Source organism: Streptomyces sp. NPDC044002 (assembly GCF_056434525.1).
Window position 1 is genome coordinate 1 of sequence record NZ_JBWKEZ010000116.1, and the last position, 13,492, is coordinate 13,492.

A 13,492-nucleotide genomic window follows, 5' to 3' on the forward strand; every position below is an offset into this window, starting at 1 on the left:
CTTCGAGGGGCTTGACCTTGCGCAGCTTGCAGCACAGGTCCGGGTCGCGGTCGTGGAGCTTCGGCCCGTACTCGGCGTCCTGCTCGGCGACCGACTGGCGCGGGGTCAGCGTGATGACGTTGACGTCCATCACCGCCTCGACGGCGTCACGGGTGCCGATCGTCTCCTCGAAGTGGTACCCGGTGTCGAGGAAGACCACGTCCACACCCGGCGCCACGCGCGAGGCCAGGTGGGCGACGACCGCGTCCTCCATGGAGGAGGTCACGCAGAACTTCTTCCCGAAGGTGTCGACGGCCCAGCGCAGGATGTCCAGCGCGGAGGCGTCCTCCAGGTCGCGGCCCGCCTGCTCGGCCAGTTCTCTGAGACTCACGTCTTGAGTAGTGGTCATATCTCGTCCCCTCCAGCGGTGTTGGACTGAACACCCCGGGCCAGCAGCCCGAGGTACTTCAGCTGGAAGGCTCGGTTGCAGGCCCTGCATTCCCAGGCGCCGTGACCCGTCTCGTGGGGAAACAGGTCCTCGTCGCCGCAGTACGGGCAGTAGAACGGTGCGGCGCGCTCGCTCATGAGAGGCTCGCGTCGCTGGCGCGGCCGACCCAGGCGGCGAAGCGCTCGCCGTCCTCGCGCTCCTCCTCGAAGCGCTTGACGACCCGCTCGACGTAGTCGGGCAGACCGGCCGAGGTGACCTTGAGGCCGCGGACCTTGCGGCCGAAGCCGGCCTCCAGGCCGAGGGCGCCGCCCAGGTGGACCTGGTAGCCCTCCACCTGGTTGCCGTCGTCGTCCAGGACCAGCTGCCCCTTGAGACCGATGTCCGCCACCTGGATACGGGCGCAGGCGTTCGGGCAGCCGTTGATGTTGATGGTGATCGGCTCGGCGAAGTCCGGCAGGCGGCGCTCCAGCTCGTCGATCAGCGAGGCGCCGCGCGCCTTGGTCTCGACGATGGCCAGCTTGCAGAACTCGATGCCGGTGCAGGCCATCGTGCCGCGGCGGAACGGGGACGGCTTGACCCGCAGGTCCAGCGCCTCCAGGGCGGCGACGACGGAGTCGAGCTGGTCGGCCTCGATGTCGAGGACGATCATCTTCTGCTCGGCGGTGGTCCGCAGGCGGCCGGAGCCGTGCTGCTCGGCGATGTCCGCGATCTTGGTGAGGGTGGCGCCGTCCACGCGGCCGACGCGGGGTGCGAAGCCGACGTAGAACTTGCCGTCCTGCTGCTGGTGCACGCCGACGTGGTCGCGCCACTGGCCGCTGGGCTGCTCGGGCGCGGGGCCGTCGGTCAGCTTGCGCTTCAGGTACTCGTCCTCCAGGACCTGGCGGAACTTGGCCGCGCCCCAGTCGGCGACGAGGAACTTCAGGCGGGCGCGGGTGCGCAGGCGCCGGTAGCCGTAGTCGCGGAAGATCGAGATGACGCCCTCGTAGACGTCGGGGACCTCGTCCAGGGAGACCCAGGTGCCGAGGCGGACGCCCAGCTTGGGGTTGGTGGACAGGCCGCCGCCGACCCAGACGTCGAAGCCGGGACCGTGCTCGGGGTGGTTCACGCCGACGAAGGCGATGTCGTTGATCTCGTGCGCCACGTCGAGCAGCGGCGAGCCGGAGATCGCGGACTTGAACTTGCGGGGCAGGTTGGAGAAGTCCGGGTTGCCGACGATGCGGCGGTAGATCTCCTCGATGGCGGGCGTGCCGTCGATGAGCTCGTCCTGGGCGATGCCGGCGACGGGCGAACCGAGGATGACGCGGGGCGTGTCACCGCAGGCCTCGGTGGTCGACAGGCCGACGGCCTCCAGGCGGCGCCAGATCTCGGGGACGTCCTCGATCCGGATCCAGTGGTACTGCACGTTCTGGCGGTCGGTGAGGTCGGCGGTGCCCCGCGCGAACTCCTCGGAGATCTCGCCGATCACGCGGAGCTGCTCGGTGGTCAGCCGGCCGCCGTCGATGCGGACGCGCAGCATGAAGTACTTGTCGTCCAGCTCCTCCGGCTCCAGGATCGCGGTCTTGCCGCCGTCGATCCCGGGCTTGCGCTGGGTGTAGAGGCCCCACCAGCGCATACGGCCGCGCAGGTCGTTGGGGTCGATCGAGTCGAAGCCCGTCTTGGAGTAGATCGTCTCAATGCGCGTCCGCACGTTGAGACCGTCGTCGTCCTTCTTGAACTGCTCGTTGCCGTTGAGGGGCGTGTGGTGCCCGACGGCCCACTGCCCCTCGCCGCGGTGACGGCCGGTCTTGCGGCGCGCTGCGGCTGCGGGGGCGGCTGCGGGCGTTTCAGGGGTGGCGGCCATGGCGGGTACGTCCTTCTTCAACGGCTCGAAACGGGGGCAGGGGGGAGCGGCGGCGCGCCCCTGTCACGCTGGAGTCTCTGAGCAGGTGTGGCCGATTTCCGCCCGTGTGTCGGGGTTGCCGACAGGCGGGCGGTGGCGTTCGGCCTCAGGGGGCTTGCGGGTGATCGACGCGTCCGCGGCGGCGGGGACTGCGGCGATGTGCGGCGGGTGCTGGTTCCGTCAGCGCGCCGGACAGATGGCGCTGGACATGCGGCCGAGGTCGACGTGCCGCCGACTCACCAAGGCAATTCCAGCTCCATTCATGGCCGAAGCGTGGCATGTGGCGATTGGAGGAGTCCACTACTGTCCACGATCCGGACGAACTCGTCCCGGATCATGAGACCGCGTGACCCCGGTCACCTTTTTGACGCGCCGCTCGCACGGCTCGGCGCCGGGGCGCCTCCCCGGCTTCGCGTCGCTGCGCCGGACTCCGTCCGTCGGACCTGGGGCGGGGCCACGGGGGCGGGCGGGGGCAGGTGGCTCGTCTGCGGGTGGGTGGGCCGCTGCGCGGGGCGAGGTCCCCTACCCGCCCTTCGCCCGTTCCCCGGGGCTGCGCCCCGGACCCCCCTGGGGGCTCCGCCCCCAGACCCCCGCGCCTCAAACGCCGGCGAGGCTGAGATGTGCCGGCCGGGGCCGGAGAGCGCCGGCGGGGCTGGATTTCGCGCAGCGAAATTCCAGCCCGCGCGGCGTTTGAGCGCACCGGGCGCGGAGCGCCCGGTATCGGGGTCCGGGGCGGAGCCCCGGTCTTTCAGCCCCGCCGGCGTTTGAGGCGCGGGTCCGGGCAGCGCCCGGGGAACGGTGGAAGGGCGGGTAGGGGACGGCTCCGCGCAGCGGCACCCGGCCCCGCCCGGGCACCCGGCGAAGGGTGGCGACCCCGCCCGGCGGGGTGACGCCGGTCACCGCAACCCCCCCGGCCAGGGGCTACGCGCCGGGCCACGGCCCAGGGGTCGGGGTTTCTTCCTTCGGTTCCGTTTCCGTCCTGAAGACCTTGAAGCCGCGCCGCTGGTAGTTGTCCATCGCCGTCGGGCCGTCCTGGCTGCACGTGTGGACCCACACCCGACGGGTCGGCTCGCGGTCCGGCCAGCGGGACGCGAGGTCCCAGGCCCGGGCCGTGCCGAACGTCAGCAGGTGGCCCCCGATGCGGCGGCCCCGGAAGTCCGGCAGGAGGCCGAAGTACATGATCTCCACCACACCGTCGGGCTGCGGGTCCAGCTCGACGTAGCCCGCCGGGGTGCCGCGGTCGTACGCGATCCACGTCTCCACCCCCGGCCGCTCCAGCAGCTCCACCCACTGCGCGCGGGTCAGCGACAGCCGGTCCGTCCAGTGGATGTCACCGCCCACCGAGGCGTACAGGAAGCGGCTCAGTTCCGGGGACGGGACTTCCGCGCGGGCGATGGTGATCTCCGGGCCCGGTATCGCCGCCGGGACGAGGTCCGAGGGGGAGGTCATCTCCAGGGACCAGGTGGTGAGTGTGATGGTGCTCATGCCGTTCAGGGAACCACGGGCGCCCCGCCGGGGCCCAGGCGGGCCCTGATGACGGCCGGTCCGGGTCCGGCGAGTGGACGGGGTCGGTGTCCAGGGCCTCCGCGTAGTGCGGCGCAGTGGCCGTTCAGGGAACCACGGGCGCCCCGCCGCGGCCCAGGCGGGCCCTGATGACGGCCGGGGCGGTGGAGTGGGGCAGCAGCCGGCCCGGGTCCGCCGGGCGGATCAGCTCCACCTCCACGTCCTCCGCGAAGCGGTACGGCCGGTGCGTCAGCACCCCGGCCAGGTGTCTGCGCACCCGGGACAGCTCGGCCCGGACCGTCACCGTCCGCGTCGGGTCCCCGAACAGCTCGGCGGCCAGCTCCGCCGCCGAACGCCCCCGCGGGGTCTCCGCCAGCAGGAACAGCAGCTCCGCGTGGCGCGGGCTCAGCTCCTGGGACCAGCTGCCCGCGGCCCCGTACACGGTCGCCGACCAGGACCGGGGCCGGCTCAGGTCCAGCACCACCCGGCTCACCGCCGGCGCGGCGCCCCGCGCCTCGGCCAGCCGCAGCAGCCAGCCGCCGGGCAGCGGCTCGGCCACGCAGTCGCCCAGCTGCGCGACCCACACCGGGCCGGGGCCCAGCCCCTTCGGCAGGGCGACCCGGTCGGCGGGGGCCAGCCCCGTCACCGCCGCCGTCCAGCCGTGCGGGTCCACGACCGCGGCGCGCCCGGGCAGCCGGGCCAGCAGCGGGGCCGCCACGGCCCGCAGCCGCTCCAGGGACTCCAGGTGCCGCACCCGCAGCTCCCGCTCGGCGAGCCGGGCCACGGAGCTCACCCAGGCCAGGGTGGCCGGGTGCATGGTGGCCAGCGGGCCGCTGACGTCGACCACGCCCAGCAGCCGGCCGTCCCGCGGGTCGTGCACGGGCGCCCCCGCGCAGGTCCAGTCGTGGTGGCTGGAGACGAAGTGCTCCGCCGAGAACACCTGGACCGGCCGCCGCGTCACCAGGGCGGTGCCCACCCCGTTCGTGCCGACCACGGCCTCGTCCCAGTCGGCCCCCACCGCGAAGCCCAGCCGGTCCGCCTTGCGCAGGATCGACCGGTGCCCCTCCCGCCACAGCAGCCGCCCGTCCGCGTCGGCGACGACCATGATGTGCAGGGCCTCGTCCAGCGCGGGCAGCAGCCCCTCGCGCAGCACCGGCAGGAGCTCCCGCAGCGGCGAGACCTGCCGGCGCTCCTCCGTCTCGGCGGCGGACAGCACCCGCGAGCGGGCGTCCCGGTCGGGGTGCACCCCGCCGGCGAGCATCCGCCGCCAGGATTCGGCGATCTCGGGGCGGGGAGCGGCCGGCGGGCGGTCCCCGGCCAGTGCCGCGGCCCGCACCCCCTTCAGCAGGCGCGTCGCCTCCCGCGTGTCCATGGCCGAGATGCGCGCCACGTCGACCGTGCTGCCTGCGGTGTTGGCCACCACAACCTCCCCGTGCTGAACAGGACGTACTTGCGCAAGCCGCCTCCCCCCGTGGCGCACGCGCGTACTTCGCGTACTTCCCGGGCACATGCGGCGGGCGAATTCCGAGCCGTAAGGAATGCAGGGTTGCAACGGTATGCAACCCTCGCCAACCCCCGGTCACCCGACCGAAACTATCGGCACGCCGCCGAGCGGCGTGACAGCTCCTTCCTCGGGGCTCTTGGACCAGGGGTGGTGCCGAGTCGGCGCGGCGCCACCCCTGGTCCCACCTCCACGGGCTCGGATCCGGCGCTGACCGCTCCGCCGGCCGCGCAATGGTTTGGGGACCACCGCGGCCGGGGAGCACGGCGGTCTGGGGACCGCCGTCAGCCCGCGATCCGCGCCCGTGCCACCACTCCGGCCAGGTCAAGACCGTGCGGCAGGGTGCCGAAGGCCGCCCCCCAGTCACCGCCGAGCCGGGACGCGCAGAACGCGTCCGCCACCTCCGGCGGGGCCCAGCGGACCAGCAGCGAGCCCTGAAGCACCAGGGCCATCCGCTCCACCACCCGGCGGGCCCGGGCCTCGATCCCGTCGAGGTCGGCCAGCTCCGTCAGCAGGTTCTTGATCGCCGCGTCCAGCCGGTGGTCGGCGCCCCTGGCCAGGCCGATCTCCTGGAGGAACGCGTTCAGGGCCTGGGGTTCGCGCTGGAGCGCGCGCAGCACGTCCAGGGACTGCACGTTGCCCGAGCCCTCCCAGATGGAGTTCACCGGGGATTCGCGCAGCAGTCTCGGCAGTCCGGACTCCTCGACGTAGCCGTTGCCGCCCAGACACTCCAGTGCCTCCGCCACCATCGGCGTACACCGCTTGGTCACCCAGTACTTCGCGGCGGGCACGGCGAGGCGCAGGAAGGCCCGCTCCTGGTCGGTGCCGGCGTCGTACGCGGCCGCGAGGCGCAGCGTGAGGGCGGTGGCGGCCTCCGACTCCAGGGCGAGGTCCGCGAGGACGTTGCGCATCAGCGGCTGGTCGATGAGCGGCGCTCCGAAAGCAGAGCGGTGCTCCGCATGGTGGACGGCCTGCGTCAGCGCCTGCCGCATCAGCGAGGCCGAACCGATCACGCAGTCCAGCCGGGTCGCCGCGACCATCTCGATGATGGTCCGCACGCCCCGGCCCTCCTCACCCACCCGCCGCGCCCACGTCCCGGAGAACTCGATCTCCCCCGACGCGTTCGACTTGTTGCCCAGCTTGTCCTTCAGCCGCTGGATCGCGAACGCGTTCCGCGTCCCGTCCGGCAGCACCCGCGGCACGAGGAAGCAGGTCAGCCCTCCCGGCGCCTGCGCCAGCACCAGGAACCCGTCCGACATCGGCGCCGAGCAGAACCACTTGTGCCCGGTCAGCACGTACTCCCCGGACGCGTCCAGCGGAGCCGCCGCCGTCGTGTTCGCCCGTACGTCGCTGCCCCCCTGCTTCTCCGTCATGCCCATCCCGAAGAGCACCCCGGCCTTCTGCCCGGCCGGCCGCAGTCCCTCCTCGTACACGTGCGAGGTCAGGCGCGGCTCCCACTCCGCCGCGAGCTGCGGATCGGTCCGCAGCGCAGGCACCGCCGCGTGCGTCATCGAGACCGGGCAGCCGTGCCCCGCCTCCGCCTGCGACCACAGGAAGAAGCCGGCCGCCCGCCGCAGGTGCCCGGCCGGACGGCCCCAGGCGTCCGTCAGCCCGGCGCCGACCGCGTGCCCGAGCAGCCGGTGCCACGACGGATGGAACTCCACCTCGTCGATCCGGTTCCCGTAGCGGTCGTGCGTCCGCAGGACCGGCGGGTTCTCGTTCGCCTCCCGGCCCCACCGCTGGGCCTGCGCCGAACCCGCGGCGCGCCCTAGTCCGGTGAGCTCCTCCCGTACCTCGTCCCGGAGTTCGGGGGCCGCGTCGGCGAGGTGCCGCTCCACGCCCTCGCTGAGGGCGCGGTCGCCGAGGTAGACCTCGTACCCGACGAGCGGCGGGGCCTGGTTGCTGACTGTGTGGGTGGTGGCTGCCATGCGGATACCGTAAGGACGTGCAGCCAGCAAAAGAAACACCCGAGGGGACCCCGGTACGCCCGGGAAGGCTCCACCGGGCCCGCGCCCTCTACCGCAACGTCTCCAAGCGCAAGATGGGCTGGCTGCTCCTCAAAGACACCGTCAACTCGTGCATCGAGTACCGGATCCTCGGCCTCGCCGCCGAAGCCGCCTTCTTCACCCTGCTCTCCCTGCCGCCGCTCTTCCTCGGCCTGCTCGGCCTGCTCGGCTACGTGGACGGCTGGACCAACACCCAGTCCGTGGCCAGCATCGAGGAGAACATCCTGCGCGCGGTCGGCACCGTCCTGTCCGACCGGGGCGTCAACGACATCGCCAGACCCATGCTCGACGACGTCACCAGCCGCGGCCGCCCCGACCTGATCTCCCTCGGCTTCGCCTTCGCCCTGTGGTCCGGATCCCGCGCCGTCAACGTCTTCATCGACACCATCACCGTCATGTACGGGCTCGACGGGCAGCGGGGCATCGTCAAGACGCGGCTGCTCGCCTTCCTCCTCTACGTGATCGCCCTGCTGATCGGCGCGATCGTGCTGCCGCTGATGGTCGTCGGACCCGATGCCGTCGTCCGCCTGGTGCCCTGGAGCACCGAGGTGATCGCCGTCCTGTACTGGCCGGTGGTCACCCTGCTCTCCATCGCCTTCCTGACGACGCTCTACCACGTGTCCGTCCCCGTCCGGTCGCCGTGGATCGAGGACGTGCCCGGCGCGCTCGTCGCGCTCGCCATGTGGGTGCTCGGATCGTTCCTGCTGCGGATCTACCTGACCAACACGGTGGAGGGCCCGACCATCTACGGGTCGCTGGCCGCGCCCGTCGCGATCCTGCTGTGGATCGGCATCTCGGCCTTCGCCGTCCTCGTCGGGGCCGCCGTCAACGCCGCGATCGACCGGGTCTGGCCCTCGGTGGCCACCGCCGCCGCCCGCGAGGCCAACGAGCGGGTCCGCGAGGCCGAGGCCGCCCAGCTCGTCGCCCGCGCCGCCGCCTGGCGGGCCCTCGCCGAGGGGGAGTCCGAGGACGACGAGGACGCCGGGATGCCCTCGGAGTTCCCCGAACGCTGGTCGAACTTCCTGCCGCCCGACGACTACACCTCCCGCCTGCGCAAGCACTGACCGGCGGCCACGGCCTACGGTGGCGGTGTGTACGAGGAAGCGCCGTCCCGGGCCGTGCCCGGAGCCGTGCTCTGGCGGGCCGAGGGGCCCGGCGGGGTGGTGCTGCCCGACGGGTGCATGGACCTGCTCTGGACCGACGGCCGGCTGCTGGTCGCCGGCCCCGACACCGGCCCGCACCCCGCCGGGGAGGTCCCCGGCCGCGCCTTCGCCGGAATCCGCCTCGCCCCCGGCACCGCACCCGCGCTGCTCGGCGTACCGGCCCGTGAACTGCGCGACCGGCGCGTCGAGCTGGCCGACCTGTGGCCCGGCACCGCGGTGCGCCGCCTCACCGGGCGCACGGCCGCGTACGAGGACCCGTGCGCGGCCCTCGAAGAGCTGGCCCGGACCCGCCTCGCCGCCGCCGGCCCGCCCGACCCGCTCGCCGCCGAGGTGACGGCCCGGCTCCGCGCCGGGCAGCCGGTCGCCGCGATCGCCCGGGCCGTCGGCCTCGGCGAGCGCCAGCTGCACCGGCGCTCCCTCGACGCCTTCGGGTACGGCCCCCGCACCCTGGGCCGGGTGCTGCGCCTCCAGCGGGCGCTGGCCCTGGCCCGGCGCGGGCTGCCGCAGGCCGAGGTGGCCTGCGCCGCCGGATACGCCGACCAGGCGCACCTGGCCCGCGAGGTGCGCGCACTGGCCGGGACCACCCTCGGGGCCTACACGGCGTCGGTCGGCGCGAACAGCGACACCCCGCAGCCGTCCGGGTCGAGCACCACCGCGTAGCGCTGGCCCCAGAAGGCGTCCCAGGGCTTCAGGTGCCCTTCGTACCCGGCGCCCGTCAGCTCCGCGTACAGCGCGTCCACCTCCGCGGGGGACTCGCACAGAAAAGCGAGCTCCCGGCGCTGCCCGCCGCGCTGCGGGGTCCAGGACGGGTCGAAGGACCGGATCGTCTCCTCGGTGTCCCAGCCGATCCGCAGCCCGCCGGGCAGCACGGCCTCGACGTGCGGCCGGTCGTCGGCACCGGCCGGGACGTCCAGGCCGAGCCGGCGGTAGAAGGCGAGCGAGGCGGCCATGTCGGAGACGACCAGGCCGATCATGTCGAGTCGTGGAGTCATGTCCGCAGGCTAGGCACGCGGCCGCCCGGCGGTCTTGAAGGAAACGGACATCGGGCCGGCTCCACCCCAGGGTGGAGAGGGGAACTCCACCCGGGATCCACCCCGGCGCCGATCACAGCCGTCCCGCCCGCTCCTAGCGTGGAGGGCATGGATGCCGCACGCCTTCTCGTCACCGCCCTCGTCATCGTCCTCGTCGTGGTCCGCCGGTTCACCGGGCGGCCCGTCAAGGAGCCGGAGCGCCTCTGGATACTGCCCGCCGTGCTGGCCTTCTTCGCCGTGGCCGGCGGCGGGCTGGCCGAGCCCCGGCATCCGGTGGCCGGCGTCCTGCTGCTCGCCGCCGAGACCGGGGTGGCCTTCGGGCTCGGCCTCCTGATGGGCCGCGCCATGACCGTGTGGCGGGAGCCCGACGGGACCCCCTGGGCCAAGGGCAACAAGGCCGTCCTCGCGCTGTTCGCGCTCTCCCTCGCCACCCGCGCCGGCCTGGCCCTGCTCGGATACGCCGGCGGCATGGCCCCGCACACCGGGGCGCTGCTGCTCACCCTCGCCGCCTGGATCCTGGCCCAGGGCCTGGTCCTGGCCGCCCGCGTCCGCCGGGTTCCGCTGCCCGCATGACCCACACGCCGCCCCTAGAGTGGGTCGGATGCCGATCCCACGTCCGTTGCCCCAGGTCACGACCACCCACATCAGGGTCGCCGTGCAGGTAGCGCTCCTCGGCTGGTTCCTGCACGGACTGCTCGCACCACCGCCCGGCGCCGCCGCCCTCGCCTGCGGCATCGCCGGGCTGGGCCTGATCGTCCTCGGGCTGACCGCCCTCGACCGCACCCCGGCCGGTGCCGCCGCCCTCGGGGCCGCGCTCGCCGCCGCCTGCGCGACCGGGCTGCTGGCACCCGGCACGCCGTGGGTCGTCCTCGTCTTCGCCGCCTGCGGTTTCGCCGCCGCCCGCCACGGCAGCGCCGCCGGCGCCGTCCTCCTCGGCTGCGGCACGGCCGCCGTCGCCGCCGTCACCCTGCTGCGGGACCGCGACCCCGTCGAACTGTGGAACGTCGTCGGCCTCTGCGGCACGTACGCGTACGTCCGCGCCGGCCGGGCCCGCCGCGCCGCCGAGGAGTCCGACCGCGAACGGGCCGTCCTGGCTGAGCGGGCCCACGTGGCCCGCGAGGTCCACGACATCCTCGCGCACTCCCTGTCCGCCCAGCTCATCCACCTGGAGAGCGCCCGCCTGACCCTCGCCGCCGGACGCCACGAAGAAGCCGGCGCCCTCGTCGAGCGGGCCCGCTCCCTCGCCAAGAGCGGCCTGGAGGAGACCCGCCGGGCCGTCGCCGTGCTGCGCGGCGACGTCCCCGCCCCGCAGGAGGCGCTCGCCGGCCTGGCCGAGGAGTACCGCCGCACGACCGGCTCCGCCTGCACCCTCACCGTCACCCCCGGCCCGCGCCCGCTGCCGCCCGAGGCCGCCCTCGCCGTCGTCCGCACCGCCCAGGAGGCCCTGACCAACGCCCGCCGGCACGCCGCCGGGGCCGACGTGCTGGTCACCCTGTCCTACCCGGCGGACCGCTGGGAGCTGTGCGTCACCGACACCGGGGGCACCGGCCCGGGCCCCCACGCCGCCTCCGGGGGCGGGTACGGGCTCGTCGGGATGACCGAACGGGCCGAACTCATCGGAGCCGCCCTCGACGCCGGACCGTACGGCACCGGCTTCCGCGTCCGGCTGGAAGGACCCCTGGCACCGTGACCGAGACCAACCCCCCGGCCGCCACCCCGATCCGCGTCGTCGTGGCCGACGACCAGACCGTCGTACGCGAGGGACTCGTCCTCCTCCTCGGCCTGCTCCCCGGCACCGAGGTGGTCGCCTCCGCCGCGGACGGCGCCGAAGCGGTCCGCCTCGTCGCCGAGCACGCCCCCGACGTGGTGCTGATGGACCTGCGCATGCCCCGCATGGACGGGGTCGAGGCCACCCGGCGGATCACCGGGAACCACCCCGGCACCGGGGTCGTCGTCCTCACCACGTACAGCGACGACGCATCCGTGCTGGCCGCCCTCAGGGCCGGGGCCCGCGGCTACCTCACCAAGGACGCCGACGCGCAGGAGATCGCCCGCGCGCTCACAGCCGTACGGGACGGCGCGACCAGCCTGGGGCAGGCGGCCCAGGAACGCCTGGTGGCCGCCGCCGTCTCCGTGGAACCGCCGCAGGGCCACCGCACGGGCCTGCCCGACGGCCTGACGGCCCGTGAGGGCGAAGTGCTGACCCTGATCGCTGCGGGGCACTCCAACTCCGAGATCGCCCGGCGGCTCACCATCGGCGAGTCCACGGTCAAGACGCACATCAACAACCTCTTCGCCAAGACCGGCGTCCGCGACCGCGCCCAGGCCGTCCGCTACGCCTACCGCAACGGCCTCGCGGCCGCGGATTAATTCGGTGGTGCGGCCCGACGCGGCGGGCTAGGGTTCCGGAGGAACGACAACAGCGGAAACAGGAAGCAGGAGGTGAGGACATTGATGACTGTCACGGAGACGGGCACTGCCCGCATTCAGGAGTTCGTCATCGTTTCCACCCCTGTGGCCTCCGGCTGACCTCACACCACCGCACCGCCGCCGAGCGGGCGCTGCCGGGGCCACCCTTCGAAGGGTCCCCCTTGACTTCCCTTTCTTCTTCCTTCTCGTCTCCGTGCCGGTCCCTCACCTCCCTCGCCGCCTTCGGCTGGGACGAGGCCTGGGCCGCCGAGTTCGCCCCGTACGCCGCCCAGGGACTCGTCCCCGGCCGCGTCGTCCGGGTCGACCGCGGTCAGTGCGACGTGATGACCGAGGACGGCGTGATCCGCGCCGACACCGCGTTCGTCACCCCCCACGACCCGCTCCGGGTCATCTGCACGGGCGACTGGGCCGCCGTCGACGCGACCGGCAGCCCGCGCTACGTGAAGGCGTACCTGCCGCGCCGGACCGCCTTCGTACGGTCCACCAGCTCGCAGCGTTCCGAGGGGCAGATCCTCGCCGCCAACGTCGACCACGCCGTCATCGCGGTCTCGCTCGCCGTCGAGCTCGACCTCGGCCGCATCGAGCGGTTCCTCGCGCTGGCCTGGGAGTCGGGGGCACAGCCGCTGGTCGTCCTGACCAAGGCGGACCTCGTCCCGGACCCGGCCGCCCTGGCCTACCTGGTCCAGGACGTGGAGACCACCGCCCCCGGCGTACAGGTGCTCACCGTCTCCTCCCACACGGGGGAGGGCACCGACGTGCTCGCCGCGGTAGTCGCCGACGGCACGAGCGTGCTGCTCGGCGTCTCCGGTGCGGGCAAGTCCACGCTGGCGAACGCGCTGCTCGGCGCGGACGTCATGGACGTCCAGGAGACCCGCGAGATCGACGGCAAGGGCCGCCACACCACCACCACCCGCAACCTCCTCGCCCTGCCGGGCGGGGGCGTCCTCATCGACACCCCGGGACTGCGCGGCGTCGGCCTCTTCGACGCGGAGGCGGGGGTCGGACAGGTCTTCTCGGAGATCGAGGAGTTCGCCGAACAGTGCCGCTTCCACGACTGCGCGCACGAGCGGGAGCCGGGCTGCGCGGTGCTGGCGGCGGTGGCCGAGGGGGCGCTCCCGGAGCGCCGCCTGGACAGCTACCGCAAGCTGCTGCGCGAGAACCAGCGGATCGTCGCGAAGACGGACGCCCGGCTGCGGGCGGAGCTCGCGCGGGACTGGCGCCTGAAGTCGGCGGAGGGCCGCGCGAACTACGCGGCCAAGCGGGGCCGCTAGCCGCGGTCGGCCTTGGTTCCTCCCGGGCCGGGGCGGGGGTGACGTGTCGCCCTGGCCTGGCCGCCGGGCCGGGTGCGGGTGCCGAGCCGATCGGCGCCGGGCGCGGGTGCCTGCCCTGACCCGGGCGGGGTGTGCCGCTGCGCGGGGCTGGTCCCCTACCCGCCCTTCGCCCGTTCCCCGGGGCTGCGCCCCGGACCCCCTGGGGGCTCCGCCCCCAGACCCCCGCGCCTCAAACGCCGGCGGGGCTGGAATTTCGCTGCGCGAAATCCAGCCCGCGCGGC

General features: G+C 73.9%; 14 protein-coding genes. 6 read left to right on the forward strand and 8 right to left on the reverse strand.

Annotated features, from left to right (window positions below):
• From AC07A6_RS40065 to AC07A6_RS40095, 7 genes are all read right to left on the reverse strand, one after another.
• A partial coding sequence (locus tag AC07A6_RS40065) for a phosphoadenosine phosphosulfate reductase domain-containing protein (protein WP_386275796.1) occupies nucleotides 1–388 on the reverse strand: 388 nt, incomplete at its 3' end.
• Nucleotides 385–564: a hypothetical protein gene (locus AC07A6_RS40070; RefSeq protein WP_125815005.1), complete on the reverse strand. Its 180-nt coding sequence runs from the start codon at nucleotides 562–564 to the stop codon at nucleotides 385–387. The genes AC07A6_RS40065 and AC07A6_RS40070, both read right to left, overlap by 4 nt.
• Entirely contained in the window at nucleotides 561–2,267 is a 1,707-nt protein-coding gene (locus AC07A6_RS40075) for a nitrite/sulfite reductase (protein WP_362474855.1), read from the reverse strand. The genes AC07A6_RS40070 and AC07A6_RS40075 overlap by 4 nt, the downstream gene beginning before the upstream one ends.
• Before the next feature lie 219 nt (nucleotides 2,268–2,486).
• Entirely contained in the window at nucleotides 2,487–2,570 is an 84-nt protein-coding gene (locus AC07A6_RS40080) for a putative leader peptide (RefSeq protein ID WP_312847410.1), read from the reverse strand.
• Between the two features lie 657 nt (nucleotides 2,571–3,227).
• Nucleotides 3,228–3,791 (reverse strand): GNAT family N-acetyltransferase, encoded by a 564-nt coding sequence (locus AC07A6_RS40085; protein WP_362473841.1) that lies wholly within the window; start codon nucleotides 3,789–3,791, stop codon nucleotides 3,228–3,230.
• A 124-nt stretch (nucleotides 3,792–3,915) separates the two neighbouring features.
• Entirely contained in the window at nucleotides 3,916–5,181 is a 1,266-nt protein-coding gene (locus tag AC07A6_RS40090) for a GAF domain-containing protein (protein WP_362473844.1), read from the reverse strand.
• Nucleotides 5,182–5,594: 413 nt separating this feature from the next.
• Entirely contained in the window at nucleotides 5,595–7,238 is a 1,644-nt protein-coding gene (locus tag AC07A6_RS40095) for an acyl-CoA dehydrogenase family protein (RefSeq protein WP_478780387.1), read from the reverse strand.
• A 17-nt stretch (nucleotides 7,239–7,255) separates the two neighbouring features.
• Here AC07A6_RS40095 and AC07A6_RS40100 point away from each other — a divergent pair, with 17 nt between their 5' ends.
• Nucleotides 7,256–8,380, forward strand: a complete 1,125-nt coding sequence (locus tag AC07A6_RS40100) for a YihY/virulence factor BrkB family protein (RefSeq protein ID WP_125815009.1) — start codon at nucleotides 7,256–7,258, stop codon at nucleotides 8,378–8,380.
• 27 nt (nucleotides 8,381–8,407) lie between these two features.
• Nucleotides 8,408–9,139 carry a helix-turn-helix transcriptional regulator gene (locus AC07A6_RS40105; protein WP_478780388.1) on the forward strand — a complete coding sequence of 244 codons (732 nt, stop codon included), beginning with the start codon at nucleotides 8,408–8,410 and terminating at the stop codon, nucleotides 9,137–9,139.
• On the opposite strand, the gene AC07A6_RS40110 is transcribed toward AC07A6_RS40105, so the two are convergent.
• Nucleotides 9,073–9,471 carry a VOC family protein gene (locus AC07A6_RS40110; RefSeq protein ID WP_478780389.1) on the reverse strand — a complete coding sequence of 133 codons (399 nt, stop codon included), beginning with the start codon at nucleotides 9,469–9,471 and terminating at the stop codon, nucleotides 9,073–9,075. The genes AC07A6_RS40105 and AC07A6_RS40110 overlap by 67 nt on opposite strands.
• A 147-nt stretch (nucleotides 9,472–9,618) precedes the next feature.
• Here AC07A6_RS40110 and AC07A6_RS40115 point away from each other — a divergent pair, with 147 nt between their 5' ends.
• The 4 genes from AC07A6_RS40115 (at nucleotide 9,619) to rsgA (ending at nucleotide 13,211) form a co-directional block, all read left to right on the forward strand.
• On the forward strand, nucleotides 9,619–10,083 hold the full coding sequence (locus AC07A6_RS40115) for a DUF1453 domain-containing protein (protein ID WP_478780390.1): 465 nt from the start codon (nucleotides 9,619–9,621) through the stop codon (nucleotides 10,081–10,083).
• A gap of 28 nt (nucleotides 10,084–10,111) precedes the next feature.
• Entirely contained in the window at nucleotides 10,112–11,200 is a 1,089-nt protein-coding gene (locus AC07A6_RS40120) for a sensor histidine kinase (RefSeq protein WP_478780391.1), read from the forward strand.
• On the forward strand, nucleotides 11,197–11,880 hold the full coding sequence (locus tag AC07A6_RS40125; RefSeq protein ID WP_478780392.1) for a response regulator: 684 nt from the start codon (nucleotides 11,197–11,199) through the stop codon (nucleotides 11,878–11,880). The genes AC07A6_RS40120 and AC07A6_RS40125 overlap by 4 nt, the downstream gene beginning before the upstream one ends.
• Before the next feature lie 221 nt (nucleotides 11,881–12,101).
• Nucleotides 12,102–13,211: a ribosome small subunit-dependent GTPase A gene (gene rsgA, locus AC07A6_RS40130; protein ID WP_478780393.1), complete on the forward strand. Its 1,110-nt coding sequence runs from the start codon at nucleotides 12,102–12,104 to the stop codon at nucleotides 13,209–13,211.
• Nucleotides 13,212–13,492: the final 281 nt, after the last annotated feature.